At 60.0% G+C, this 24,428-nt stretch carries 26 protein-coding genes and 1 pseudogene; 6 read left to right on the forward strand and 21 right to left on the reverse strand.

Going from position 1 to position 24,428, the window contains the following annotated elements:
- Positions 1-135: 135 nt before the first annotated feature.
- From ACY4LX_RS03195 to ACY4LX_RS03205, 3 genes are all read left to right on the forward strand, one after another.
- Entirely contained in the window at positions 136-933 is a 798-nt protein-coding gene (locus tag ACY4LX_RS03195; RefSeq protein WP_149659143.1) for a transporter substrate-binding domain-containing protein, read from the forward strand.
- A 138-nt stretch (positions 934-1,071) separates the two neighbouring features.
- Complete coding sequence (locus ACY4LX_RS03200; protein WP_463259153.1) at positions 1,072-2,031, forward strand: amino acid ABC transporter permease; 960 nt, start codon at positions 1,072-1,074, stop codon at positions 2,029-2,031.
- Positions 2,024-2,758 (forward strand): amino acid ABC transporter ATP-binding protein, encoded by a 735-nt coding sequence (locus tag ACY4LX_RS03205; RefSeq protein ID WP_463259154.1) that lies wholly within the window; start codon positions 2,024-2,026, stop codon positions 2,756-2,758. Before ACY4LX_RS03200 ends, ACY4LX_RS03205 begins: the two co-directional genes overlap by 8 nt.
- 150 nt (positions 2,759-2,908) lie before the next feature.
- Here ACY4LX_RS03205 and ACY4LX_RS03210 read toward each other — a convergent pair whose 3' ends face one another.
- The 11 genes and pseudogenes from ACY4LX_RS03210 to ubiE form a co-directional block, all read right to left on the reverse strand.
- Entirely contained in the window at positions 2,909-3,781 is an 873-nt protein-coding gene (locus ACY4LX_RS03210) for a methyl-accepting chemotaxis protein (protein ID WP_372242344.1), read from the reverse strand.
- 33 nt (positions 3,782-3,814) lie between these two features.
- Positions 3,815-4,825, reverse strand: a pseudogene (locus ACY4LX_RS03215) (methyl-accepting chemotaxis protein); the annotation flags it as partial.
- 210 nt (positions 4,826-5,035) lie between these two features.
- Positions 5,036-5,743, reverse strand: coding sequence for a 16S rRNA (uracil(1498)-N(3))-methyltransferase (locus tag ACY4LX_RS03220; protein WP_463259155.1), 708 nt, complete (start codon positions 5,741-5,743; stop codon positions 5,036-5,038).
- Entirely contained in the window at positions 5,740-6,540 is an 801-nt protein-coding gene (gene tatC / locus ACY4LX_RS03225) for a twin-arginine translocase subunit TatC (RefSeq protein ID WP_149659150.1), read from the reverse strand. The genes ACY4LX_RS03220 and tatC overlap by 4 nt, the downstream gene beginning before the upstream one ends.
- 256 nt (positions 6,541-6,796) lie before the next feature.
- On the reverse strand, positions 6,797-7,249 hold the full coding sequence (tatB, locus tag ACY4LX_RS03230) for a Sec-independent protein translocase protein TatB (protein WP_463259156.1): 453 nt from the start codon (positions 7,247-7,249) through the stop codon (positions 6,797-6,799).
- 10 nt (positions 7,250-7,259) lie between these two features.
- Positions 7,260-7,538 carry a twin-arginine translocase TatA/TatE family subunit gene (locus tag ACY4LX_RS03235; RefSeq protein ID WP_149659152.1) on the reverse strand — a complete coding sequence of 93 codons (279 nt, stop codon included), beginning with the start codon at positions 7,536-7,538 and terminating at the stop codon, positions 7,260-7,262.
- 25 nt (positions 7,539-7,563) lie between these two features.
- Positions 7,564-7,896 carry a phosphoribosyl-ATP diphosphatase gene (locus ACY4LX_RS03240; RefSeq protein ID WP_007899279.1) on the reverse strand — a complete coding sequence of 111 codons (333 nt, stop codon included), beginning with the start codon at positions 7,894-7,896 and terminating at the stop codon, positions 7,564-7,566.
- The gene (gene hisI / locus ACY4LX_RS03245; RefSeq protein ID WP_123511122.1) at positions 7,889-8,290 is read right to left on the reverse strand and encodes a phosphoribosyl-AMP cyclohydrolase; all 402 of its coding nucleotides are present in this window, start codon (positions 8,288-8,290) and stop codon (positions 7,889-7,891) included. Before hisI ends, ACY4LX_RS03240 begins: the two co-directional genes overlap by 8 nt.
- Before the next feature lie 115 nt (positions 8,291-8,405).
- Positions 8,406-10,010, reverse strand: coding sequence for a ubiquinone biosynthesis regulatory protein kinase UbiB (gene ubiB, locus ACY4LX_RS03250; RefSeq protein ID WP_463259157.1), 1,605 nt, complete (start codon positions 10,008-10,010; stop codon positions 8,406-8,408).
- Entirely contained in the window at positions 10,007-10,630 is a 624-nt protein-coding gene (locus ACY4LX_RS03255; protein WP_149659155.1) for a ubiquinone biosynthesis accessory factor UbiJ, read from the reverse strand. The genes ubiB and ACY4LX_RS03255 overlap by 4 nt, the downstream gene beginning before the upstream one ends.
- The gene (gene ubiE / locus ACY4LX_RS03260; RefSeq protein WP_007948968.1) at positions 10,630-11,400 is read right to left on the reverse strand and encodes a bifunctional demethylmenaquinone methyltransferase/2-methoxy-6-polyprenyl-1,4-benzoquinol methylase UbiE; all 771 of its coding nucleotides are present in this window, start codon (positions 11,398-11,400) and stop codon (positions 10,630-10,632) included. The genes ACY4LX_RS03255 and ubiE overlap by 1 nt, the downstream gene beginning before the upstream one ends.
- A 155-nt stretch (positions 11,401-11,555) precedes the next feature.
- Here ubiE and ACY4LX_RS03265 point away from each other — a divergent pair, with 155 nt between their 5' ends.
- The 3 genes from ACY4LX_RS03265 to ACY4LX_RS03275 all read left to right on the forward strand — a co-directional run bounded on the left by ACY4LX_RS03265 (position 11,556) and on the right by ACY4LX_RS03275 (position 13,317).
- Positions 11,556-11,831, forward strand: a complete 276-nt coding sequence (locus ACY4LX_RS03265; RefSeq protein ID WP_149659156.1) for a polyhydroxyalkanoic acid system family protein — start codon at positions 11,556-11,558, stop codon at positions 11,829-11,831.
- A 225-nt stretch (positions 11,832-12,056) separates the two neighbouring features.
- A complete protein-coding gene (locus ACY4LX_RS03270; RefSeq protein WP_149659157.1) occupies positions 12,057-12,479 on the forward strand; it encodes a phasin family protein in 423 nt (140 codons plus the stop codon).
- 10 nt (positions 12,480-12,489) lie between these two features.
- On the forward strand, positions 12,490-13,317 hold the full coding sequence (locus ACY4LX_RS03275; protein ID WP_463259158.1) for a phasin family protein: 828 nt from the start codon (positions 12,490-12,492) through the stop codon (positions 13,315-13,317).
- Between the two features lie 190 nt (positions 13,318-13,507).
- On the opposite strand, the gene ACY4LX_RS03280 is transcribed toward ACY4LX_RS03275, so the two are convergent.
- From ACY4LX_RS03280 to ACY4LX_RS03325, 10 genes are all read right to left on the reverse strand, one after another.
- Complete coding sequence (locus ACY4LX_RS03280) at positions 13,508-14,056, reverse strand: hypothetical protein (protein WP_463259159.1); 549 nt, start codon at positions 14,054-14,056, stop codon at positions 13,508-13,510.
- Between the two features lie 364 nt (positions 14,057-14,420).
- Complete coding sequence (locus ACY4LX_RS03285) at positions 14,421-15,515, reverse strand: type IV toxin-antitoxin system AbiEi family antitoxin (protein WP_149659160.1); 1,095 nt, start codon at positions 15,513-15,515, stop codon at positions 14,421-14,423.
- A 127-nt stretch (positions 15,516-15,642) separates the two neighbouring features.
- Positions 15,643-16,263 carry a TetR/AcrR family transcriptional regulator gene (locus tag ACY4LX_RS03290; protein ID WP_149659161.1) on the reverse strand — a complete coding sequence of 207 codons (621 nt, stop codon included), beginning with the start codon at positions 16,261-16,263 and terminating at the stop codon, positions 15,643-15,645.
- Positions 16,264-16,322: 59 nt separating this feature from the next.
- Entirely contained in the window at positions 16,323-18,005 is a 1,683-nt protein-coding gene (gene phaC, locus ACY4LX_RS03295; protein WP_463259160.1) for a class II poly(R)-hydroxyalkanoic acid synthase, read from the reverse strand.
- A gap of 125 nt (positions 18,006-18,130) precedes the next feature.
- The gene (gene phaZ / locus ACY4LX_RS03300; protein WP_133837875.1) at positions 18,131-18,985 is read right to left on the reverse strand and encodes a poly(3-hydroxyalkanoate) depolymerase; all 855 of its coding nucleotides are present in this window, start codon (positions 18,983-18,985) and stop codon (positions 18,131-18,133) included.
- A gap of 156 nt (positions 18,986-19,141) precedes the next feature.
- Positions 19,142-20,821, reverse strand: coding sequence for a class II poly(R)-hydroxyalkanoic acid synthase (gene phaC / locus ACY4LX_RS03305; RefSeq protein WP_149659163.1), 1,680 nt, complete (start codon positions 20,819-20,821; stop codon positions 19,142-19,144).
- A gap of 259 nt (positions 20,822-21,080) precedes the next feature.
- On the reverse strand, positions 21,081-21,458 hold the full coding sequence (locus ACY4LX_RS03310; RefSeq protein WP_149659164.1) for a gamma-butyrobetaine hydroxylase family protein: 378 nt from the start codon (positions 21,456-21,458) through the stop codon (positions 21,081-21,083).
- An 81-nt stretch (positions 21,459-21,539) separates the two neighbouring features.
- The gene (gene hslU, locus ACY4LX_RS03315; protein ID WP_133837878.1) at positions 21,540-22,880 is read right to left on the reverse strand and encodes an ATP-dependent protease ATPase subunit HslU; all 1,341 of its coding nucleotides are present in this window, start codon (positions 22,878-22,880) and stop codon (positions 21,540-21,542) included.
- A gap of 54 nt (positions 22,881-22,934) precedes the next feature.
- Positions 22,935-23,465 carry an ATP-dependent protease subunit HslV gene (gene hslV, locus ACY4LX_RS03320; RefSeq protein ID WP_007899242.1) on the reverse strand — a complete coding sequence of 177 codons (531 nt, stop codon included), beginning with the start codon at positions 23,463-23,465 and terminating at the stop codon, positions 22,935-22,937.
- Between the two features lie 255 nt (positions 23,466-23,720).
- On the reverse strand, positions 23,721-24,428 hold the full coding sequence (locus ACY4LX_RS03325) for an SPOR domain-containing protein (protein ID WP_123402550.1): 708 nt from the start codon (positions 24,426-24,428) through the stop codon (positions 23,721-23,723).

Below are 24,428 nucleotides of genomic sequence, written 5' to 3' on the forward strand. Positions count from 1 at the left end.
GTGCAAACGAACGAGTGCGATAGGATCCGTCCCCGAATTGGTGCGCCCGGACAGCTTTCTGTTCGTATCTTCCGGTTTTCTAACGAAAACCGCCGATTGCGCGCCTCACACCGCAATGGTTTTGGGGACTTGATGATGAAGAAGTATCTCTCGATGCTGCTGGTCGGCGTCACGGCATTGGTTGCAGTCAACGCGGCGCAGGCCGGTGCCATCGATGACGCGGTCAAGCGCGGCACGCTGAAAGTCGGCATGGACCCGACCTACATGCCGTTCGAAATGACCAACAAGCGTGGCGAGATCATCGGCTTCGAAGTCGACCTCCTCAAGGCTATGACCAAGGCCATGGGCGTCAAGCTGGAGCTGGTGTCCACCGGCTACGACGGCATCATCCCGGCCCTGATGACCGACAAGTTCGACATGATCGGCAGCGGCATGACCCTGACCCAGGAACGCAACCTGCGCCTGAACTTCAGCGAACCGTTCATCGTCGTCGGCCAGACCCTGCTGATCCGCAAGGACTTGGAAGGCACCATCAAGTCCTACAAAGACCTGAACACCGACGAGTACCGCATCACCTCCAAGCTCGGCACCACCGGCGAGATGGTCGCCAGGAAGCTGATCGCCAAAGCCAAGTACCACGGCTACGACAACGAGCAGGAAGCCGTGCTTGACGTGGTCAACGGCAAGGCCGACGCCTTCATCTACGACGCCCCGTACAACGTGGTCGCGGTGAACAAGGTCGGCGCCGGCAAACTGGTGTTCCTCGACAAGCCGTTCACCTACGAGCCGCTGGCCTTCGGCTTGAAGAAGGGCGACTACGACAGCCTCAACTTCATCAACAACTTCCTGCACCAGATCCACGAAGACGGCACCTACGACCGCATCCATGACAAGTGGTTTAAAGACACCGCTTGGCTCAAGGACATGGAATAAGGCTCGGTCAGCTAGACCGCGCCGCCCCATTCGCGGGCAAGCCTCGCTCCTACATTTGGAATGCGTTCCCCTGTAGGAGCGAGGCTTGCCCGCGAAGGCGGCCTCCCAGGCGACACAAATCCGGAATCTCCAAAGCAAATGAAACACAAGAAATCCCAACTGCCCTGGCACGTGCTGACCGTGCTGGTGCTGATCGGCCTGGCCGGCGCGTTGTATTACGCCACCTCGCTGATGGCCTACGAATGGCGCTGGAACCGCGTGCCGCAGTACTTCGCCTACCACGCCGAAGAATCCCAGCGCGCCGCCGATATCTCCACGGTCAGTGAACTGGTGCGCCAGGGCGACAAGGCCGAAGTCACCCTGCGCAATGACGCAGGTACAGAACAACACCTGATCGTCGATGAAAATAGCCTGCAAGTCGCCCGGGGCGATGACGTGGCGGAAGGCGACGTGATCGGTGTCACCCGACATTGGGCCGCCGGACCGTTGCTGTGGGGCCTGTGGACCACGTTGTGGCTGTCCGTGGTGTCTGGCGTGCTCGGGCTGTTGATCGGCCTTGCGACCGGCCTGTGCCGGCTGTCGAACAACCCGACCCTGCGCGACCTTTCGACCCTCTACGTCGAACTGGTGCGCGGTACGCCGCTGCTGGTGCAGATCTTCATTTTCTACTTCTTCATCGGCACGGTAATGAACCTGTCCCGGGAGTTCGCCGGGATCGCCGCACTGTCGCTGTTCACTGGCGCCTACGTGGCGGAGATCATCCGTTCCGGCGTGCAGTCGATTGCCCGTGGGCAGAACGAAGCCGCGCGCTCGCTCGGCTTGAGCGCCGGCCAGTCGATGCGTCACGTGGTATTGCCGCAAGCCTTGAAACGCGTGCTGCCGCCGCTGGCCGGGCAGTTCATCAGCCTGGTGAAAGACACGTCGCTGGTGTCGGTGATCGCGATTACCGAACTGCTGAAAAGTGGCCGCGAAGTCATCACCACCTCGTTCTCGCCGTTCGAAATCCTGTTCTGCGTGGCCGGGCTGTACCTGTTGATCAACCTGCCGCTGTCGAAAATCGCCAGCCGGCTTGAGCGGAGGCTCGCGCAAAGTGATTGAAGTCCGCGAACTGGTAAAAGTCTTCGACACCCGTGGCCAGGTGGTGCGCGCGGTGGATAACGTGTCCACGACCGTGGCCAGGGGCGAAGTGCTGGTGGTGATCGGCCCGTCGGGTTCCGGCAAATCGACCTTCCTGCGCTGCCTCAATGGCCTGGAAGAGTTCGATTCGGGCTCGGTGAGCATCGACGGCCTGCAACTGGCCGATCCGAACACCGACGTAAATGCCTATCGCCGGGAAGTCGGCATGGTGTTCCAGCACTTCAACCTGTTCCCGCACATGACTGTGCTGGAAAACCTCTGCCTGGCGCAGAAGGTCGTGCGCAAGCGCGGCAAGAAAGAGCGCGAGGCCAAGGCCCTGGCGTTGCTGGAAAAGGTCGGTATCGCGCAGAAGGCCAATGAGTTTCCGTCACGCCTGTCCGGCGGCCAGCAACAGCGCGTGGCGATTGCCCGGGCGTTGGCCATGGAGCCGAAGGTCATGCTGTTTGATGAGCCAACGTCGGCGCTCGACCCGGAAATGGTCGGCGAAGTGCTGGACGTGATGAAAACCCTGGCGGTGGAAGGCATGACCATGGTTTGCGTGACCCACGAAATGGGCTTCGCTCGGGAAGTGGCGGATCGGGTGTTGTTTTTCGATCACGGCAAATTGCTGGAAGATGCTTCGCCGGCCGAGTTTTTTGATGCGCCGAAGGATCCACGGGCGCAGGCGTTTTTGCGGCAAGTCCTCTAACGCAAAAACACCCTGTGGCGAGGGAGCTTGCTCCCGCTGGGCCGCGAAGCGGCCCCAAATGCTAACAGATGAATCCGGTGAGTCTGATTTACGACGGCTTCGCCGCCGAACGGGAGCAAGCTCCCTCGCCACAGGGATACGTGGCGCTTCCTAGACCTTGAACCGCCCCACCAACATCTGCAAATGCGTGCCCAACCGCGCCAGCTCGACGCTGGACGCCGCGGTCTCTTCGCTCGCCGCCGAGGTCTGCTCGGACACATCGCGCACGTTCAGCACGCTGCGGTTGATCTCTTCGGCCACGGCGCTCTGTTGCTCGGCGGCCGCAGCGATCTGCTGGTTCATCGACTGGATCGCCGACACCGTGCGGGTGATGCTTTCCAGCGAGCCACCGGCGCGGCGGGTCAGTTCGACGCTGCTGTCGGTCAGGCTGCGGCTGTTGTCCATGATGGTCGCGACTTGCTGGGTGCCGGTTTGCAGGCCGACGATCAACTCTTCGATTTCTTCGGTGGACTTCTGGGTGCGCTGGGCCAGGCTGCGGACTTCGTCGGCGACCACGGCAAAACCGCGTCCGGCTTCACCGGCACGGGCCGCTTCGATGGCGGCGTTGAGCGCCAGCAGGTTGGTCTGTTGCGCCACGGACTTGATCACGTCGAGCACGCTGCCGATCTTGTCGCTTTCGCGCTTCAGATCGCTCATGGCGACAGTCGAGTTACCGACTTCGATGGCCAGGCGTTCGATCTGGGCGATGGCTTCGCCGACCACTTTGTCACCTTCACGGGCCTGTTGATCGGCAGCGACGGCGGCTTCGGAGGCTTCTTCGGCGTTACGCGCGACTTCCTGCACCGTGGCGGTCATCTCGTGCATCGCGGTGGCCACCTGATCGGTTTCCACCTTCTGGCTGTTGACCCCGGCGCTGGTTTGCTCGGTCACGGCGGACAACTCTTCGGCAGCGCTGGCGATTTGCGTAACGCCATCGCTGATGCCGCCGATCAACTCGCGCAGGCCCAGGGTCATGCTCTGCATGGCGCGCTGGAGCTGGCCGAGTTCGTCCTGGCGTTCGGAGATCAGGTTGTGGGTCAGATCGCCCGAGGCGACGCGCTCGGCCACCTTGAGGGTCTGGCTCAGGGGAATGACGATCTGGCGAGTGATGGCCCACGCCGCGAGCAAGCCAAAGGCCAGCGCCAGGAGGGAGGCCATCAGCAGTTGGTTCTTGGCATGGGCGGCGTCGGTGTCGCGCACGATGGTTTGCGACGCGGTGAGCTTTTTGCTGACGTCGAGCAGCAGGTCGCCTTGCTCGGCCATGCGTTTGAGGGCGGCGGCACTGGCCACCTGGGAGTCGCGGAACTGGCTGACGGCGGCGCGATAGGCCTTGAGCGACTCGGTGGCCTGTTGCAGGTTGGCGATGTGCTGTTCCGGCAGTTTGCCCGGCAGGGTCTCGAGGTTTTTCAGGGCGTTGTCGATGGCGTCCAGCGCTGGTTGCTCGGCTTCGGTCTTGGCGCTGTAGGTGTAGCCGCGTACCTGGAAGCGCGCTTGCTGGATCAGCTTGCTCAGGTCGATCACGGCGTTGAACTGGGCGACGCTGTCACCTTGCAGCAGTGCCTTCTCGACCTCAGACACCTTGGCCACGGCGTTGTCAGCGGTGGCGCCGAGTTTACTGCGGGCATCTTCGCGGTTGGCACCGGCCTGGGTCATGGCGGTAAAGGCTTGCTTGTACTGGCTGACGGCGGCCAATTGCTGGTCGATCATCGCCACGTCGGCGGGTTGCTCGATCAGCTTGCGCGCGGTTTGCAGGCCGGCGTCGAGTTGGCCCAACAAGTCGTTGACCGCCCCCGGGCCTTGTTCGCCCCGGCGCATTTCGTAGTCCAGGCGGGCGAGGCGCAAGTCCTTGGTCAGGTCATTCAGGCTGGCGATGAACCCCAGCTTGTCGCCACGACTCATCACCCCCGTCAGGCCGGTCCAGCCGGTGAAGGTGATCAACAAGGTCAGGAGCAGGACGAGACCGAAGCCGACACCCAGTTTGCGATTAACGCTTACGTTTCCCAGTTTCTCGGCTAGCCAACGGTACATGCTGCTACTCCCCTCGGAACACAATTTGGTTTTATGGGGGCTGTATCGGCTGGCGGGCGGGAATCTGTAGGCGTACACGTGGGTTGGAGCGACGACATCCCCTGTAGGAGCAAAGCTTGCTCGCGATGGCGGTGTGTCAGTCAATAGAGGGCTGACTGACCGTCCGCTATCGCGAGCAAGCTTTGCTCCTACAGAAGAGCGGTGTGGGGTTTAGAAGAGGCGTGCCAGCAGCGCGGTGACGGCGGTTTCAACCCGCAGAATGCGATCACCCAGTTGCACTGGATTCAGCCCGGACTTGCCCAGCAATTCGATTTCGTAAGGAATCCAGCCACCCTCCGGCCCGATGGCCAGGGTCACCGGTTCATCCAGGCCGCGAGGGCAGGGCGGGTAGTTGCCAGGGTGGCCGACCAGGCCGAGGGTGCCTTCGGTGATCGCGGGCAGCCGGTCTTCGACGAACGGCTTGAAGCGCTTCTCTATGACGACTTCCGGCAGCACGCTGTCCCGGGCCTGTTCCAGACCCAGGATCAACTGCTCGCGAATCGCTTCAGGCTCCAGGAACGGGGTTTGCCAGAAGCTCTTCTCGACGCGGTAGCTGTTCACCAGCACGATCCGTGGCACACCCATGGCCGCCACGGTCTGAAACACCCTACGGAGCATTTTCGGCCGTGGCAGAGCCAATACCAGGGTCAATGGCAACTTGGTCGGTGGCGGTTGGTCGAGCACGACACGCAATTCCGCTTCGCCGGCCTCCAGGCGCAGCACTTCGGCCGAGCCCATCAAGCCGCCGATCCGGCCGACGCGCATGCTGTCACCCACCACGCAGCGATGGACTTCCTGCATATGCGTCAAGCGCCGATCGCGCAGGATCACCCGGTCGGCCGCAATAAAGTCGGCCTCTTCGAGGAGCAGCAGGTTCACGGCTGGGTCGCTGGCGGCTGGTCGTTGTGATCGTCAGCCGGTTGATCGTCCGGGTGCTCGCCGCGCTTGCTGACCAGGCTGCCGAACAGGATGCCGATTTCGAACAGCAACCACATCGGTACCGCCAACAGGGTCTGGGAGAAGATGTCCGGCGGGGTCAGGATCATGCCGACCACGAAGCAGCCGATGACCACGTACGGGCGGATTTTCTTCAGGTAAGCGACGTTGACCACGCCGATCCACACCAGCAGCACCACGGCCACCGGGATCTCGAACGCCACGCCAAAGGCGAAGAACAGGGTCATGACGAAATCGAGGTAGCTGCTGATGTCGGTCATCATCTCCACGCCGGCCGGGGTGGCAGCGGCGAAGAATTTGAAGATCAGCGGGAACACCAGGTAATAGGCGAAGGCCATGCCGGTGTAGAACAGCAGGATGCTGGAGACCAGCAACGGCACCGCGATGCGCTTCTCGTGCTTGTACAGGCCCGGCGCGATGAAGCCCCAGATCTGATGCAGGATCACCGGGATCGCCAGGAACAGCGACACCATCATCGTCAGCTTCAGTGGCGTCAGGAACGGCGACGACACGTCAGTGGCAATCATCGTCGCGCCCACCGGCAGATACTGGCGCAGCGGCGTGGAGACGAAGGTGTAGATCTGCTGGGTAAACGCGAACAACCCGGCGAAGATGATGAAAATCGCCGCTACACAGCGCAGCAGGCGAGTACGCAACTCGGTGAGGTGCGAAACCAGGGGCATGTGCTGGTCGTTTTCCGGAAGATTAGGGCCTGTCATCGGTCATTTCCTGTGTCGCGCCGAGCCTGTATTTGCGCAGGGCAAGGCGCGAGAAGCGTAGTTTGGCGTTTCAAATAAGCGACGAGTAACGCAGCCCTGCGCAAATACAGGCCGGCCCTTCGGGTTGTGCCTGAAAGCGGGCCAGGCTGCGTTGTAGCCCTTGGAAAGGGAACAACCATTCCCTGCGGCCTACGCCTTGCCTGGCCCGCTTTCAGGCGACAACGCGACACAGGAAATGACCGATGACAGGCCCTTATCATGGGGCTCGCGGCGGCAGTGTTGGGTCGTGAGGAGCCGGCGCAGTTGGCGCGGCAGCAGGAGCAACAGGTTCTACGGGGGGCGGCGCGGGGACAACAGGTGCGGGTTCGACGCCGCCCATGGAGGCCACCGGTTCGGTGCCCGGCGCGTGAATCGTCTGCTCGGCCACCGGTTCAACCGGCTGCACCGGCGTGGCTTCCTGCTGGGTCGGCGTGAAGATCTTCCGCGCCTCCTGCTCCAGGGACAGGATGTGCTCGTTGTGCAGTTGCCGACGAATCTCGTCGGCACCGATTTCACGTTCAACTTCCTGTTTGATCGCGTTGAAGCTGCGCTTCAGCCGCCCGATCCACAGACCGGCGGTGCGCGCAGCACCCGGCAGACGCTCGGGGCCCAGCACCAGCAGGGCCACGAGGCCGACGAGCAGCAGTTCAGAGAAGCTGATACCAAACATTAGTCAGTGCTCACACGTCTTTGCGGATCGGCTCTTCGACTTTCTGTGCCTGCACGTCGATGGTGTGCGGCTGGTTCAGTGGCGAGGTCGTGGTTGGTTGAGCAGGTGGCACCGGTTGGGCCGGGGTCACGGTCGGATCGGCCGGTTTCTCTTCGTCGTTCATGGCTTTGCGAAAGCCTTTGATCGACTCGCCGACGTCAGTGCCGAGGTTTTTCAGTTTTTTGGTGCCGAACACCAGCACCACGACAACCAGGATGACGATCCAGTGTTTCCAGTCAAAAATGCCCATGTTACTGCTCCTCTCAAATAGTTATTCAGGCGGACGGACGCGAGGCTTTCTCGGCGTGTCCGGACAGACCGAAGCGACGGTCCAGTTCATCGAGCACAGCCTGTGGATGCTGCCCCAGTTGGGCGAGCATGACCATGCTGTGGAACCACAAATCGGCGGTCTCGTAGATCACGTCGCTGCAGTCACCGCTGATGGCGGCGTCCTTGGCGGCGATGATGGTTTCGACCGACTCTTCGCCGACTTTTTCCAGAATCTTGTTCAAGCCCTTGTGGTACAGGCTGGCGACATACGAGCTGTCGGCGGCGGCGCCTTTGCGCTCTTCCAGAACCTGCGCCAGACGGGTGAGAGTGTCACTCATGTGTGTGTCCTGCGGAATAGATGGCATGCGGATCTTTCAGGACCGGGTCGACGGTTTTCCAGTCGCCGTTCTCGAAGACACGGTAGAAGCAGCTCTGGCGGCCGGTATGGCAGGCGATGTCGCCGATTTGCTCGACCATTAGGATGATCACGTCGGCGTCACAGTCCAGACGCATCTCATGCAGGGTCTGCACATGGCCGGATTCTTCACCCTTGCGCCACAACTTGCCACGGGAACGTGACCAGTAGATGGCACGGTTCTCGGCAGCGCTCAGTTCCAGCGCTTCGCGGTTCATCCAGGCCATCATCAGGACGCGCCCGGTCTTGTGATCCTGGGCAATCGCCGGGACCAGTCCGTCAGCGTCCCACTTGATCTCGTCCAGCCAGTTGTTCATGGTCCGTCCCGGAGCAGCGGCGAGCTTTAAGCTGCAAGCTGCAAGTAAAAAACAATCTGCGTCGTGCAAACGAAGCGCTTGAAGCCTGAAGCTTATCGCTTGCAGCTCAATCCGGCTATCGGCGAACGACCAGATACAAACCGACCACCATCATGATCCCGGCCGGCCAATGCCCCAGTTCATTCAGCGGGCCACCCGCTGCGAGCACCGCGCCACCGCCCAGGTGCGCGCAACCGAGCAGGCGCAGGAACCAGTCGTCCTTGCGTCGATGCCATGGTGGCGGCGGGTCATAAGCGTGAGGCTGGGACATGCGTTCCAGCAGGTCGCGGGCCATGTTGGCCAAGTGCGGTAACTGCTCAAATTGGCTCTGTACGTTGCCGATCAAGGCTTTCGGGCTGACGCGCTCGCGCATCCAGCGTTCGAGAAACGGCTGGGCGGTGTTCCACAGATCCAGGTCCGGGTACAGCTGACGGCCCAGGCCTTCGATGTTCAGCAGGGTTTTTTGCAGCAAGACGAGCTGCGGCTGCACTTCCATGTTGAAGCGCCGAGCGGTCTGGAACAGGCGCATCAGCACCTGGCCGAAGGAAATATCTTTTAACGGTTTTTCAAAAATCGGCTCGCACACGGTGCGGATCGCCGCTTCGAATTCGTTGAGTTTGGTTTCCGCCGGGACCCAGCCCGAATCAATGTGCAACTGCGCCACACGCCGGTAGTCACGCTTGAAGAACGCGAACAGGTTGCGCGCCAGGTAGTCCTGGTCTTCCGGAGTCAGGCTGCCGACGATGCCGCAGTCGATCGCAATGTATTGCGGGCTCCACGGGTTGACAGTGCTGACGAAGATGTTGCCCGGGTGCATGTCGGCGTGGAAGAAACTGTCGCGGAACACCTGGGTGAAGAAGATCTCCACACCGCGTTCGGCGAGCATTTTCATGTCGGTGCGCTGGTCGGCCAGGGTCGCCAGGTCCGTGACCTGAATCCCGTAGATGCGCTCCATGACCAGCACTTTCGGCCGGCACCAGTCCCAATAGACTTGTGGCACGTACAGCAGGTCCGAGCCTTCGAAGTTGCGCTTCAACTGGCTGGCGTTGGCCGCCTCGCGCAACAGGTCGAGTTCGTCGTAGATGGTTTTTTCGTAGTCCTGGACCACGTCCACCGGGTGCAGCAGGCGTGCATCGGCCGAGAGTTTTTCTGCGGCGCGGGCGAGGATGAACAGCCACGCGAGGTCCTGGGCGATGATCGGCTTCAGGCCCGGGCGGATCACCTTGACCACCACTTCTTCACCGGTTTTCAGCTGCGCGGCATGCACCTGCGCCACCGAGGCCGAGGCCAGCGGTTCGACGTCGAATCGGCTGAAGACTTCGCTGATCTTTTTCCCGAGCTGTTCTTCAATCAGCTTGATCGAGACTTGCGAGTCGAACGGCGGGACGCGGTCCTGCAGCTTCATCAGTTCGTCGGCGATGTCTTCCGGCAACAGGTCGCGGCGAGTGGACAGAATCTGTCCGAACTTGATGAAAATCGGCCCCAGGTCCTGCAACGCCAGGCGCAATCGCGCGCCACGGGTCAGGTCCAGGGGCTTGCGCGGGAACCAGCGCCACGGCAAGGCATAGCGCAGCGCCAGCAGAAACCAGGGCAGCGGCAGGGCGAACAGCAGGTCATCGAGGCGGTAGCGGATCACGACGCGCTGGATGCGCAACAAACGGCGGACGGCAAGCAGCTTCATGCGTTATCGCTTGGGTCGAGGGATCGGGAAAGGCGCTCGAAACGCGCCTCGAGACGTTCAAGATCAAGTTTGATCTGGTCCAGTTCACTGAAACGGGCTTCGGCTTCACGCTGACCGACGAGGGTGCGTGATTCTTCGGCCAGGTATTCGCCCAGGTTCTGGTTCAGGCTGGCGAACCCTTGCTGGTAAAAACGTGCGCGGCTGCGCAGGTGACCGCCGACCAGTTGCGTGGCGACCGGGCCGAGCCAGCGCGAGAGTTCGTACTCCCAGTCCAGCTCCAGGTCTTGCAGGATGGCCGCCAGTTCCAGCAGCACGCCGCTGTCACCGTCGAGTTCGACTTCCGGGCTGTGCAAGATCGAAGTCTTGTCCTTGCTCAGCGCCAGTTTCAACAGGCTTGAGGCCGGTGCACGCAAGGTGCAGTCGGCGCCGGTTTCCCATTGGGAGGCGAGCATCAGGCCTTCATCGCTGGGCAGGATGAACAGCTGCAGCGCCGGGCTGCGGCAGTCGACGGCAATCACCCGGCCGCTCAAATGCGCCAGGCGCGGCAGCGCGGTGCTGTCGAGCCGCAGCACCCGGTTCAGGCCGAGTTCAACGCTGGCGAGCAGGCCGGCCAGCAGCATCAGGGCTTGATGCCGCGGTGCAGGGCGACGATGCCTGCGGTCATGTTGTGGTAGGTCACGCGGTCGAAACCGGCCTCGACCATCATCGACTTCAGGGTTTCCTGATTCGGGTGCATGCGGATCGATTCGGCCAGGTAGCGATAGCTTTCCGAGTCGTTGGTGATCAGCTTGCCCATCAGCGGCATGAAGGCGAACGAGTAGGCGTCGTAGGCTTTGGACATCAGCGCGTTGGTCGGCTTGGAGAATTCCAGCACCAGCAGGCGACCGCCCGGCTTGAGCACGCGCAGCATCGAACGCAGGGCGTCTTCTTTATGCGTCACGTTGCGCAGGCCGAAAGCGATGGTCACGCAGTCGAAATGGTTGTCCGGGAACGGCAGCTTTTCCGCATCGGCCTGGACGAATTCAACGTTGCCGGCCACACCCAGGTCCAGCAGGCGGTCACGACCGACCTTGAGCATGGATTCGTTGATGTCGGCCAACACCACCTGGCCGGTCGGGCCCACGAGGTGCGAGAACTTTTTAGTCAGGTCGCCGGTGCCGCCGGCAATGTCCAGCACGCGGTTACCGGTGCGAACGCCCGACAGCTCGATCGCGAAACGCTTCCACAGACGGTGCATGCCGCCCGACAGGAGGTCGTTCATCAAGTCGTACTTGGCAGCTACCGAGTGGAAAACCTCAGCGACTTTTTCCGCTTTTTGGCTTTCCGGAACGTTTTTGAAACCGAAGTGAGTGGTGGGTTCGGCATCGCTGCCTTTGCGCTGATCAGTCATATCGCTGTCACCAGAAGAGAATGCGGGACATTCTAATCCCGGTGGCCTGCTTTGTCTTGGCAACACTGAAGGTAAGATAGGCGACCACCGGGACGTTTTGCCGCAGCAGCGGTCAAGATGCTTCAGGAAAGTATCCATAAAGCAGGAGTCATTCGATGGCCCGAATTAGTGTTGAACGTGCCCACGGCCTGGGCAAGGAAGCGGCGCGCGAGAAGGCCGACCTGTTGGCGCAGAAACTGTCCGAGCAATATGGCCTGGAGCCGTCGTGGTCCGGCGATACCCTGAACCTCAAGCGTTCGGGTGTGAAAGGCGCGGTATTGGTCGGTGAGGATTCGATCAAGGTCGATGTCGAGCTGGGCCTGTTGATGTCGGCCATGAGCGGCACCATCAAATCGGAAATCGAAAAGGCCCTCGACAAAGCGTTGGTGTAATTAATACCTGTAGGAGCGAAGCTTCCTCGCGAAGAGGCCGGTACATTCGCTGCATCTTCTTTGGCAGGAACTCCGCCTTCGCGGGCAAGCTTCGCTCCTACAGGTTTCACGGCACGCAAATGTTGCGGTTGTTAGGGTGCCGTTTCTAATTTTTCTCCCTACTTTGTGCCTGAGCCCGACACTTTCGCGGGCAGTTCCTCAAACCTTCTGCGCGTGAGGTGCACCATGGCCAAAGTTATTTTGAAGAAAAAAATCGACGCATCGACTAACGCTCTGCAAGACGTCAGATCGTATGCCCGCAAGATCTGGCTGGCAGGCCTGGGTGCCTACACTAAAGTTGGCCACGAGGGCAGCGAGTACTTTCAAGAGTTGATCAAGGCTGGTCAAACTGTTGAAAAGAAAGGCAAAAAAGTCGTTGCTGAAAAACTCGAAGCGGCTAATGCCGAGATCGATGAAGCCAAGACTGAAGTGAGCACTTTCAAAGGCAAGGTCGAAGTGCAACTCGACAAGGTCGAGAAGGCTTTTGACTCGCGTGTCGCAAGTGCCTTGAATCGTATCGGCATTCCGTCTAAACATGACGTTGAGACACTCTCTGCTAAGCTCGATGAGCTGACGGCATTGCTCGAACGTGTCGCGCGTAAATCTTAAGGAGAACGGGATGGCTGGCAAAAAGAATACTGAAAAAGAAGGCAGCTCGTGGATCGGGAAAGTCGAAGACTACTCCCGCAAAATCTGGCTGGCTGGTTTAGGCGTGTATTCGAAGATCGACACTGACGGCAGCAAACTCTTCGATACATTGGTTAAAGACGGCGAGAAAGCCGAGAAGCTCACCAAAAGCGCTGTTGGCAAGAAAGTCGACGCCGCCAAGGACTCCGCTTCGTCGGCCAAGTCGCGCATCAGCGGCGTGAAAGATCGCGCACTGGGCAAGTGGGATGAGCTGGAAGGGGCTTTCGACAAGCGTCTGAACAGCGCCATTTCGCGCCTGGGTGTTCCGAGCCGCAACGAAGTCAAAGCGCTGCACAGCAAGGTCGATACCCTGACCAAGCAGATCGAAAAACTCACCGGTGCCAAGGTTGCGCCTGTTGCGGCGAAAACCGCAGCGGCCAAACCAGCGGCTAAAACTGCTGCCAAGCCACTGGCTAAAGCTGCCGCTAAACCGGCTGCCAAACCAGCCGCCAAAACGGCCGCAGCAAAACCTGCAGCAGCCAAGCCAGCGGCCAAACCGGTCGCCGCCAAAGCAGCTGCAAAACCAGCAGCGAAACTTGCTGCCAAAACCGCAGCGGCCAAGCCAGCGGCAAAACCTGCCGCCGCGAAGAAGCCCGCGGTGAAAAAACCGGCAGCACCAAAAGTCGCCGCGCCAAAACCAGCAGTGGCTGCCGCCAAACCGGCAACCCCGGCCACTTCAGCGAACTCCGCTGCAGCGCCGACCCCTGCTGCTACCCCGACTGCCGCGCCAGCTCCATCGACGCCAACCAGTCAGTCCTGATGATCGTTCCCACGCTCTGCGTGGGAATGCCTCAACGGACGCTCCGCGTCCCCTGCGGCAGTGACGCAGAGCGTCACCGGCTGCATTCCCACGCGGAGCATGGGAACGATCACGCCCGGCCTGCAAAGGTCGGGCGTTTTTTATGGTTGAACGTGTGCAGTTTTCCGTAACGCCTATGCAGATGTCTCAGTTAAATGCCGTTATGGATAAGGCTAAGTACTTCCGTTACAAGCCCCGAAGCATAGCGCTGCGCTGCAACTCTCTCATCGGTTCCTTCTTCGCCGCGACCAAACAGGAACTGCGCGTATTTGACCGGTCCGGTCAGTTCGTAGCCCTCCACACCGTTGCCCTCGGCAAACTTCTTTTGCAGCGCATCGAGTCCTGCCTTCAAGGCGTTCGCGTGCTGACGGGTAAGCGATTTCTCTATGAATTTCGAAGCGACGTATTCCGGTGTGCCGGCGTAGCGCATAACGTGAATAAGGTCGCCAGCGTCCTTGGGTTCACCACGACTATCGAAGGCAAGCGCTTTAAGGATGATGAACGCAACCACATCTGCGTATCGAATAGTCTCGATTGAGACGCCACCGTCATCGAGCAAGGGTGCCTTGATTTCTTTCGAATCAAACCAGTCATGCACAATTTCAGCGTGCTCAATCGCCAGGGCGGAAACAGCTTCCCCGTCGAGGAGTTTCTTTTCAAAGGCAGGGCATTGCACATCGGCCCCCCTTAAAAATTCCACAAGGACGTATTCCTTCTCCGACAGTCTTCGCATCCAGCGCCATGCCGAGGTCCAGCCGTTGTCGTCTACAAAGGGCTCAAAGCCTCTGCCCCTGAGCTGCTGGGCAAGCGACGCATACCCCTCGCCCTCTGCAATTACTTAAAGGTTTAAAACGATGTCTACGTCGGAGGTGCCAAAGTGAGGCGGGACGTCCGGTGGAGATTGTGGAGTGAGGTAGCGGGGAACCAGACCACCAACAAGTCGCAGGGTCGACTTCAATGTTCCGAATGCGCCGAGCAGCGTCACCAGAACTTGCTCGCAGGTATCAGTTTGCTCGGCAGAGTAGCCTGCTGCAGTCTTCGGTTTTGGAGCTAAAGCCATGTATTCAGACCTTCAGAATGTCTTGTCGAAGTTGAGTCGCCAACTCTTCATTGCGACCTCGCCCATCGTGCAAATCGAGATATTGAATGAACTCGCTGGCCAGCCAGCCACCTGACTCTGGATGGGGGCGTCGAAAAAGCATCCCTGCACCTGAGCGCTCGATCAAAACGACGTTGCTGCCTTTTTCTGCCGGCTTCAAACCCAAGGCTTCGGCGAACTGAACGTGGGTCCCAGGCAAGGTTTCCAGCTCAGCTACATCGACATGAGTGAGTAACGGTGACATGTAATTAGCAGCGATTGCGCCCGTAAAGGCCCAGTCCCCAATACGGGCTCTTTCGGTTTTGAGGGCCAGGCTGTCGAGTAGCTTTTTGGGGTCGGAGGAAAAGAAATACCAGCTGGATTTGTTTTCCTTACGTTTCTGCCACACCTCAACCCAGGCATCCAGTAAGTCACCTGGTCTGCTGAGCCTGCGGCGAAGAAGACGACCTTTGCCCTCGGATTCCACCCATTCGCGCAACTCCAATTCCCGTAAAACCGATGAGACGGTAAATACAGATGTTTCAGAGATTTTTGCCAGCTCCAACCCGGTGAACCATTCGCCTCTTTTGTGCAGCAGTGCGTGGACCACCATTTCTTTAGCCCCGGCAAAAAGAGGGGCTCGTTGTTTTTTCTGGGCGGATGCAGTGGCTGGCCGATCAATATTGATCAGCCATTGATCATGACGAAAGTACAAAGAGCCGCTGGTGTCGTAATAACCCGCTCCCTGATCCTTGAGTTCTTCGCGTGCCCCCTGGCTTATTTTCTCCGCGATCACTAAGGGGATGAAGGTCTCGTTTCGCTTGTGTTCGTTTTCGATGCGATAACGTTCAAATACCCATAAAGCGTCGCGAATGTCCCGAGGGTAAACCACCCGCTTGACTGCTACGGCCACGTTCCATGTGCCGCCGGGGGACTTGATCGTCAATAGCAGGTCAATGCCGTTGGCAGGGGAACGTGCGTTTTTTTTATTGAGAATCTTGGCCCCTGTAGCGCTTTGAAAGGATTCGATGAATGCATCAATCAGCGGCTGTTGAGTGTGCTCAGGAGACTCACTTGGCATAGCGGTATGGTCCGGGTGGATTATGGAGAGATCATTTGTTTATGTTATTTAGCTAGTTTAGCTGCACAGCTAAACTAGCTAGTTATCATAAATAAAGAAAGCACTGCATGCGTTGAATCATGCCGGCTCACTCATGCTCCTCCAGATACTGCAACGCCAACTGCTCCGTCGCAGCCTTGATCGGCGGCAGCAAGTGCGGCGCGACCAGCATCATGATCTGGTACACCACCAACCGAACCTCTCCCTCGCGATCCAGAATCCGCTGGTAGTCCAGGGAAAACAGCAACGTCATGGTGATCTGTTCCACCAGTTGCCCCAACGCCTGGGTATCGCTGACCAATTGTCCCTGAGCCTTCAACCGCGCGAGCAATGACGCCAGCGTGCGCTTCAACGCATTGAGCAAATTGCGGATGCCCTTGGCCAGTTTCGGCAGGCGCCCGGCCAGGTTCGACAGGTCCTGGAACAGGAACCGGTAGTGCGCCAGGCGCTCGACGATCAGGTGCAGGAACAGCCAGTAATCTTCAGGCCCCAGCTCCACATCGGAAGGCGGATCGAGCAGCGGCGCCAACTCATTCTGGAAGCGTTCGAACAACCCCAGGATCAGTGGTTCCTTGCCGTGGAAGTGGTAGTAGAGGTTGCCGGGGCTGATCCCCATTTCGTTGGCAACTTCCATGGTGGAGACGTTCGGTTCGCCCTTGTGATTGAACAACTGCAGGGCACATTCGAGGATCCGGTCGCGGGTTTTCATCCAGTCTTCTTAATGGTCGAGTCAGGCCACGGCCGGCGCCGGCCGTGGTGGTTTGAGCGTCAGCGCACGCGGACGTAAGTGCCGGGTGCGGCTTCCATCGGTGGATAGTTCTGGTTGCCGAGGGCCATGTGGGTTTCTTTTTGCGCGCCGGAACGTTCCTGAATCCAGCTCAACCAGGGGGTCCACCAACTGCCATCGGTTTGCTTGGCGTCGTAATACCAGGCCCGTGGGTCGCTGCTCAGTTTCGGGCTTTCGACGAAGTTGGCTTTCGGGTTGGACGGCGGGTTGAGAATGCTCTGCACATGGCCGCTGTTGGACAGCACAAAGCGACGCTCACCGCCCAGCAGCAGGGTCGAGCGATACACCGCATCCCACGGCGTGATGTGATCGTTTATGCCGGCCACGCTGAAACTGTCGACCGTGACTTTCTGCAAGTCGATCGGCGTGCCACACACTTCCAGACCGCCCGGATGGCTCAGCGGGTTGTGCTTGAAGAAGTCCAGCAGGTCGCCGTGGAACGCCGCGGGCAGGCGTGTGTTGTCGTTGTTCCAGTAGAGGATGTCGAACGCCGGCGGCTCCTTGCCCAGCAGGTAGTTATTGACGAAATAACTCCAGATCAAATCGTTGGGGCGCATCCAGGCGAACACTTTGGCCATGTCGCGACCGTCGAGCACGCCCTTCTGATAGGAACGGCGCTTGGCCGCTTCCAGGGTCTGTTCGTCGGCGAACAGGGTGGCCGGGCTGTCCATTTGGCTGTCGAGCAGGCTTACCAGATAGGTCGCGCTCGACACTCGGCGCAGTTGCCGCTTGGCCTGGAGATGACCCTGCAACGCGGCAATGGTCAGCCCGCCGGCGCAGGCGCCCATCAGGTTGACTTCCCGGGCGCCGGTGATCGCCCGGCACACGTTCATCGCTTCTTCCACGGCTTCCACATAGGTCGACAGCCCCCACTCGCGGTGACGCACATCCGGGTTGCGCCAGCTGATCATGAAGGTTTGCAGGCCGTTCTTCAGGGCGAACTGGACGAAGCTGTTGTGCGGGCTGAGGTCGAAAATGTAGTACTTGTTGATCTGCGGCGGCACCACCAGCAGCGGTTTGGAATACTGCTTTTCGCTCATCGGCTTGTACTGGATCAGCTCCAGCAGCTCGTTGCGAAACACCACCGAGCCGGTGGTGGTAGCGACGGTTCTACCGACCTCGAAGGCTTGCTTGGTGACCTGCCGGGGCAAGCCATCGTTGTGCAGGAAATCGTCGATCAGGTGCCCGACACCCCGCACCAGGCTGTTGCCGCCGGAGTTGAATATCTCCTTGATCGCCAGCGGATTGAGCAAGGTGTTGGACGGGGCCACGGCATCGTTGAGCAGGGCGAAGGCGAAGTGGGCGCGGGCGCGATCATCGGGGCTCATGGCGCTCTCGTCGATCCAGTTCTTGACCTGTTTCTGCCAGCTCAGATAAGCCTGCAAGCTGCGCCGATAGAACGGGTTGAGGCTCCATGCCGGGTCGGCAAAGCGACTGTCATGCGGGTTGGTCGGGTGCAGGGTTTCCCCCAACAGCACACGACCCAACTGGCCACCCAGTTTCAGGGCATGCCGGGCGCTGTGCACCGGGTTGCGCAAACCATGGGCGGCAACACTGCGCAGGGTTGAAAACAGATCCCGACCGCGCAGGCCGGTAATCGCACTCTGTGCGTTGATGAACGCGGCGGGAGTGGGCAAAAACTCCCTCGCTGGTTTTTCGCGCATGAATCAACACTCCTTCGTCTTCAGGCCAAAAACAAACACACCGAACCAGAACACCATAGACGCTGTTATGGGTTGTTGCGCGGAACGGCGTCCTGCCATTCCCTTTCCGTCGGCTGAACGGCGGATTAGCCGCCCAATGGCGTCGGATGCGGATGCATCACAGCGCGCTGCCGCTCTTCCTCGAGGAATTTCATGATGATCGGCGCCACCGCTTCGGCGCGGGTAATCAGGAACAGATGCCCGTCATCGATGATGTGCAACTGGGCGTTGGGAATCCGCCAGGCCAGGATGCGCATGTTGATCAGTGGGATCAGCGGATCGTCATCGCCGGCCAGCACCAGCGTCGGCTGGTGGATCTTGTGCAGCCAGTGAATGCTGGTCCAGCCGAGGCCGGCGAACAGCTGCCAGTAGTAACCGAGCTTGCCCGCCGAACGCACCTTCGCCGCATGGCTGGCGGCCAGCGTCGGGTCGCGGCGGAACGAGCCGCCGTAGATCATCGGTGCAATGCGGATCACGTGGGATGGCTGGATATAACGCCGTGGGCTGGCCATCATCCACAGCACTTTCGGCTTGCCGGGCACCATTACCGCGCCCGCTGCCGTGGCCGCCAGCACCAGTTTCTTGCAGCGCTCCGGATAGTCATAGGCGAACTGTTGCGCCAGGGCACCGCCCCAGGACACGCCGATCACGTTGACTTGGCCGTAGTCGAGATAGTCGAGCATCCGTGCCGTGAGTTTTGCCAGGCCCGGGAAGCGATACGGGTGATTCGGCGTTGACGAGCCGCCAACCCCGGGAACGTCGAAGGCGATGACTTCCAGGTCCGGGTCCAGCGCCGCGACGAACGGAAACACCAGCTCCAGGTTGGCGCCGATGCCGTTGAAAATCAGCAAGGGCGTCAAGTGAGGCTTGCCGGGGCGTACCGCAGTGCGGAGGGTCTGGCCATCCAAGTCGACGGTACGAAAAATGAACGGTTGCGGCATGCTTCAGGCCCTGTGGGTCTCGCTCTCAAATTCATCCCCGATCCCCTGTAGGAGCGAAGCTTGCTCGCGAAGACGTCAGTCCAGTCGACATCTACGTTGAATGAACGACCGCTTTCGCGAGCAAGCTTCGCTCCTACAGAGGGCGAGGTGTGTCAGTTACCGCTCATGTACGTAAGTGCCCGGCGCAGCTTCGCCCGCCGTGTAGGTTTTGTTGCCCAGAACAGTCGGGGATTTCTTCAGCTTGCCTGAACGCTCGGCCTGCCATGCTTGCCAATGCAGCCACCAGGAATCGGTGTGCTTGGTGGAGTTCTCTTGCCAGTCCTCGGCCTTCACCGGCATGTCGGCGCTGGTCATGTAGCGCGACTTCGGGTTGCCCGGCGGGTTGAGGATGCTCTGGATGTGCCCGCTGCTCGACAGCACGAATTCGACGTTGCCGCCGAACAGTTGCGCCGATTTGTAGCAGGACTTCCACGGGGTGATGTGGTCGTTGGTACCGGCCAGGGAAAAGATGTCGGCGGTGACCTGCTTGAGATCGATCGGCGTGCCGCACACTTCCAGGGCGTTGGCGCGGATCAGTGGATTGCTCTTGAACATCTCGATCAGATCGCCGTGGAACGCGGCCGGCAACCGGGTGGTGTCGTTGTTCCAGAACAGGATGTCGAACACCGGCGGCTCGTTACCCAACAGGTAGTTGTTGACCCAGTAGTTCCAGATCAGGTCGTTGGGGCGCATCCAGGCAAAGACTTTCGCCATGTCGCGGCCTTCCAGTACGCCGGCCTGGTAGGAATGACGCTTGGCGGCTTCGAGGGTCTGCTCGTCGACGAACAGGGCCACGTCGCTGTCCAGGGTGGTGTCCAGCACGCTCACCAGCAAGGTCAGGGCGTTGACCTTCTTCTCGCCGATCGCCGCGTAGTGGCCCAGCAGGGCGGTGCAGGTGATGCCGCCGGAACAGGCGCCGAGCATGTTCACGTCTTTGCTGCCGGTGATCGCCATCACCACATCCACCGCTTCCTTGAGCGCCTCGATGTAGGTGGACAGGCCCCACTCGCGCTGTTCCTTGGTCGGGTTGCGCCAGCTGACAATGAACGTCTGTACGTTGTTGCGCAGGCAGAAGCGCGCCAGGCTCTTGTCTGGGCTCAGGTCGAAGACATAGAACTTGTTGATCTGCGGCGGGACCACCAGCAGGGGGCGTTCGTGCACCTGCTCGGTGATCGGCCGGTACTGGATCAGCTCCAGCACGTCGTTGCGAAACACCACCGCGCCTTCGGTCACACCCAGGGATTTGCCGACTTCGAAGGCGCCCATGTTGACCTGGCTCGGCATGCCACCGTTGTGGACGATGTCCTTGGCCAGATGGGAGAGGCCGTCGAGCAGGCTCTTGCCGCCGGTTTCGAAGAAGCGCTTGACCGCCGCGGGGTTGGCCGCACTGTTGGTCGGGGCCATGGCTTCGGTCATGAGGTTGATCACGAAGTGCCCGCGGGCGACGTCTTTGGGCGACAGGCTGCTGTCGTCGATCCAGGCATGCAGTTCCTTGCGCCACGCCAGGTAAGTTTGCAGATAACGTTTGTAAAGCGGGTTCTGGCTCCAGGCCGGATCGGCAAAGCGACGGTCATCGCCCGGCGGGTGCAGCTCGGATTTGCCGAACAGCACATTCTTGAGTTCGAGGCTGAAATGAGCGACATGCTTGACGCTGTGAATCGGTTGTTTGATGGCCTGCCGGAGCACCATCCGAGCAGAAGCCAGTAGATCCTTTCCACGCAGCCCAACAACAGGATTAAGCCCCAGGGTGTTTTCCGAGGCTTGATACTTCAGGTCATCGTTGTTCTTGTTACTCATCTACGACGCTCCATTGTCCTGAGACGAGTACCCGGGGCCAGCCGTGTAGTCACACAACCAATACCAGGTACTGCTGCTCGGGTGACCGTTAATACTGCATCGCTGCTTTTTCAACACAACGAGCACTGCAGGGAACTTGCCAGTTCCATTGGTTACCCGAGTTTAATTTTTTTCGCAAGCGGGCCGATCCTCGACGTCGCAGCGGAGCATTCAAACAGATGAAATTAGAAAATGCCCTCTAAAGAGCAAGAGGCCTGACCTAGAGCATCAGCTTGACGATGGACTGGCTCGGATCGCGGGTTTTGCCAGCGGCTTTGAGCTCGGCAAGATAATCGTTCCAGAGGTCTTCCTGGCGCACGGCCAACTGGTACAGGTATTCCCAGGTGAACAGGCCGCTGTCGTGGCCGTCATCGAAGGTCAATTTCAGTGCGTACTGACCGGCCGGTTCTACTTTGCTCAGGCCGACGGCGATCTTGCCAAATTGCAGGATAGGTTTGCCGTGGCCCTGGACCTCGGCGGAGGGAGAATGCACGCGCAGGAACTCGGCGGGCAGGTGATATTCCTCGCCGGACGCGTATTTCAGCGACAGGGTTTTCGAGGCTTTGTGCAACTTGATGTCGGTGGGAATCTGGCTCATGGAGCCAGCCTACAAGCTCCAAGCTTCAAGCTGCAAGAGGTAGGTGACCAACTTGCAGCTTGCGGCTTGCAACTTGTCGCTCTACAGAATGTAGCGCGACAGGTCTTCGTTCTGCGCCAATTCACCGAGGTGGCTGTTGACGTACTCGGCGTCGATCAGGATCACCTTGTCATCGTGGGCGCTGGCCAGGTCGCCGGCGCTGAACGACACCTCTTCCAGCAGACGCTCAAGCAGCGTGTGCAGGCGACGGGCACCGATGTTCTCGGTTTTCTCGTTGACCTGCCAGGCGATCTCGGCGATGCGCTTGATCCCGTCCGGCTGGAACTCGATGGTCAAGCCTTCGGTTTTCAGCAGGGCGCAATACTGCTCGGTCAGCGACGCGTGTGGTTCGCTGAGGATGCGCTCGAAGTCTTCCGGGGTCAGCGCCTTCAATTCCACGCGGATCGGCAGACGACCTTGCAGCTCAGGCACCAGGTCACTCGGCTTGCTCAAATGGAACGCACCGGAGGCGATAAACAGGATGTGGTCAGTCTTGACCATGCCCAGCTTGGTGTTGACGGTGCAGCCTTCGATCAGCGGCAGCAAGTCGCGTTGCACGCCTTCACGGGAGACGTCGACGCCACCGGAATTGCCGCGCTTGGCGACCTTGTCGATTTCGTCGATGAACACGATACCGTGCTGCTCGACCGCTTCCAGGGCCTTGGCCTTCAACTCTTCGTCGTTGACCAGGCGCCCGGCTTCTTCGTCACGCACCAGTTTCAGGGCTTCCTTGACCTTGAGCTTGCGGCTTTTCTTTTTGCCCTTGCCCATGTTGGCGAACAGGCTTTGCAGCTGGTTGGTCATCTCTTCCATGCCCGGTGGCGCAGAGATATCGACGCCCGCCACTTCGGCGACTTCGATTTCGATCTCCTTGTCATCCAGCTGGCCTTCACGCAGGCGCTTGCGGAACAGCTGACGGGTGTTGGAATCAGCCGACGACGTCGATTCTTCGTTGCTGAAACCCATGCGTGCCGGTGGCAGCAGGGCGTCGAGGATGCGGTCTTCGGCGGCGTCTTCGGCGCGGTGGCGAACCTTGGTCATTTCCTGTTCGCGCAGCAGCTTGATCGCGGCGTCAGCCAGATCACGAATGATCGACTCGACGTCACGGCCGACATAGCCGACTTCGGTGAACTTGGTCGCTTCGACTTTGATGAACGGCGCGTTGGCCAGCTTGGCCAGGCGACGGGCGATCTCGGTTTTACCGACACCGGTCGGGCCGATCATCAGGATGTTCTTTGGTGTTACTTCAACACGCAGCTCTTCCGGCAGCTGCATCCGGCGCCAGCGGTTACGCAGCGCGATGGCGACGGCGCGCTTGGCATCGTCCTGGCCGATGATATGGCGATTGAGTTCGTGGACGATTTCACGGGGAGTCATGGACATAGTAATTGGCGGTCCTCTGGTCAAAGTGAGCCGTGGCACAAGGCCGAAACAGGCTTACTCGGCGAGGTCCTGCTCCTCAATGGTGAAGGTGTGGTTGGTGAATACACAGATGTCGCCGGCGATACCGAGCGCGGTTTCGACGATTTCCCGAGCCGACAGGTCGGTTTTCTTCAGCAAGGCGCTGGCTGCGGCTTGAGCGTAGCCGCCACCGGAACCCATGGCGATCAGACCTTCTTCGGGTTCGACCACGTCACCGTTGCCGGTGATGATCAGGGAAGCGTCTTTGTTGGCGACCGCGAGCATGGCTTCGAGGCGGCTGAGGGAGCGGTCGGTGCGCCATTCTTTGGCGAGTTCGACGGCGGCGCGAACCAGGTGACCCTGATGTTTCTCGAGCTGGCCTTCAAAACGCTCGAACAGGGTGAAGGCGTCAGCGGTGGCCCCGGCAAAACCGGCGATGACCTGACCGTGGTACAGGCGACGAACTTTCTTCGCGTTGCCTTTCATCACGGTATTGCCGAGAGAAACCTGGCCGTCGCCGCCCATGACGACTTTGCCGTGGCGGCGAACTGAAACGATGGTGGTCAAGGGAGAGTCTCCACGCAGCGGGGCGAAAATGCCTTATGCCAACTCATATGGGGGTGGTGGAGATTTTTTCAACTGTAAGCAGCGGCGGGGGACGAGCGGTGTTAAGCGGGGGAGGGTGTGTTGTTTGTTCTGGCGCCTTCGCGGGCAAGCCTCGCTCCTACAGGTTTATGTCGTTCGCATTTACGGCGAACGGCGCATTTCCTGTAGGAGCGAGGCTTGCCCGCGAAGAACGATCACGCGGTACTGCTGACGAAATCAGCGGCTCTGGCGTTGTTGTAACAACAGGTTGCTGAAACCGCTGCCGGCCAGTTGTTTCTGGGCGGTGGTCAGTTGTTCGCGGTTGCTGAACGGCCCGACCAATACCCGATACCAGGTTTCATCCTTGACCATGCCGGACTCAACCGCCACGGCCTGGCCGAGCAAGATGATCTGCGCGCGAACCTTGTCGGCGTCAGCTTCCTTGCGGAACGAGCCCGCCTGCAAGAAGAACTTGGTCACCGGTGCCGCTTTGGAAACCGGTGGCGGCGGTGGCGGGGTGATCCCGGCGAGCGCGGCCTGGGCCCGTGCGGTGTCGATCTTCGCGGCTTGCTCTGGCGTCACCGGGGTGGTCGGCACCGTCGGTACTTGCGGCGTCGGCAGGGTTTTCTCCGGCACCGCGTCCGGCGGCACGATCACTTCCGATTCCGGCAACAGGGTGTAGAAGTCGTACTTCGGCTTCACCGGTTGCGTCGGGCTCGGCGGGGTCTTGTTGGCCTCGGCGATCTTGCTGGCTTTCTGCTGCTCGATTTTTTCGCGCTTGACGCTTTCACTGCCCTTGCCCGGCTCCAGTTTCATCAGGAACACGATAAACGCGCCGACCGTCAGGCCGATGGCCATCCACAGCCAGCCCGGGATCGGCTGTTTGGCAGGAGCGGTGTAACGACTGGCGCCACGCTTGGGTGCAGGTTTTTTCTTGGCAGCCAA

The organism is Pseudomonas sp. Emmai, assembly GCF_055179735.1.

Coding starts and splice junctions, on each gene's coding strand:
- hslU (WP_133837878.1), bottom strand. CDS start 22,880: ATGTCCATGACTCCCCGTGAAATCGTCCACGAACTCAATCGCCATATC.
- ACY4LX_RS03275 (WP_463259158.1), top strand. CDS start 12,490: ATGGCTGGCAAAAAGAATACTGAAAAAGAAGGCAGCTCGTGGATCGGG.
- hisI (WP_123511122.1), bottom strand. CDS start 8,290: ATGAACAACTGGCTGGACGAGATCAAGTGGGACGCTGACGGACTGGTC.
- ACY4LX_RS03235 (WP_149659152.1), bottom strand. CDS start 7,538: ATGGGCATTTTTGACTGGAAACACTGGATCGTCATCCTGGTTGTCGTG.
- ACY4LX_RS03200 (WP_463259153.1), top strand. CDS start 1,072: ATGAAACACAAGAAATCCCAACTGCCCTGGCACGTGCTGACCGTGCTG.
- ubiB (WP_463259157.1), bottom strand. CDS start 10,010: ATGAAGCTGCTTGCCGTCCGCCGTTTGTTGCGCATCCAGCGCGTCGTG.
- ACY4LX_RS03265 (WP_149659156.1), top strand. CDS start 11,556: ATGGCCCGAATTAGTGTTGAACGTGCCCACGGCCTGGGCAAGGAAGCG.
- tatB (WP_463259156.1), bottom strand. CDS start 7,249: ATGTTTGGTATCAGCTTCTCTGAACTGCTGCTCGTCGGCCTCGTGGCC.
- ACY4LX_RS03310 (WP_149659164.1), bottom strand. CDS start 21,458: ATGAGCCAGATTCCCACCGACATCAAGTTGCACAAAGCCTCGAAAACC.
- ACY4LX_RS03195 (WP_149659143.1), top strand. CDS start 136: ATGAAGAAGTATCTCTCGATGCTGCTGGTCGGCGTCACGGCATTGGTT.
- ACY4LX_RS03290 (WP_149659161.1), bottom strand. CDS start 16,263: ATGAAAACCCGCGACCGGATCCTCGAATGTGCCCTGCAGTTGTTCAAT.
- ACY4LX_RS03285 (WP_149659160.1), bottom strand. CDS start 15,515: ATGCCAAGTGAGTCTCCTGAGCACACTCAACAGCCGCTGATTGATGCA.
- tatC (WP_149659150.1), bottom strand. CDS start 6,540: ATGACAGGCCCTAATCTTCCGGAAAACGACCAGCACATGCCCCTGGTT.
- phaZ (WP_133837875.1), bottom strand. CDS start 18,985: ATGCCGCAACCGTTCATTTTTCGTACCGTCGACTTGGATGGCCAGACC.
- ACY4LX_RS03210 (WP_372242344.1), bottom strand. CDS start 3,781: ATGCAGAGCATGACCCTGGGCCTGCGCGAGTTGATCGGCGGCATCAGC.
- phaC (WP_149659163.1), bottom strand. CDS start 20,821: ATGAGTAACAAGAACAACGATGACCTGAAGTATCAAGCCTCGGAAAAC.
- ACY4LX_RS03240 (WP_007899279.1), bottom strand. CDS start 7,896: ATGAGTGACACTCTCACCCGTCTGGCGCAGGTTCTGGAAGAGCGCAAA.
- phaC (WP_463259160.1), bottom strand. CDS start 18,005: ATGCGCGAAAAACCAGCGAGGGAGTTTTTGCCCACTCCCGCCGCGTTC.
- ACY4LX_RS03255 (WP_149659155.1), bottom strand. CDS start 10,630: ATGCTGCTGGCCGGCCTGCTCGCCAGCGTTGAACTCGGCCTGAACCGG.
- ubiE (WP_007948968.1), bottom strand. CDS start 11,400: ATGACTGATCAGCGCAAAGGCAGCGATGCCGAACCCACCACTCACTTC.
- ACY4LX_RS03270 (WP_149659157.1), top strand. CDS start 12,057: ATGGCCAAAGTTATTTTGAAGAAAAAAATCGACGCATCGACTAACGCT.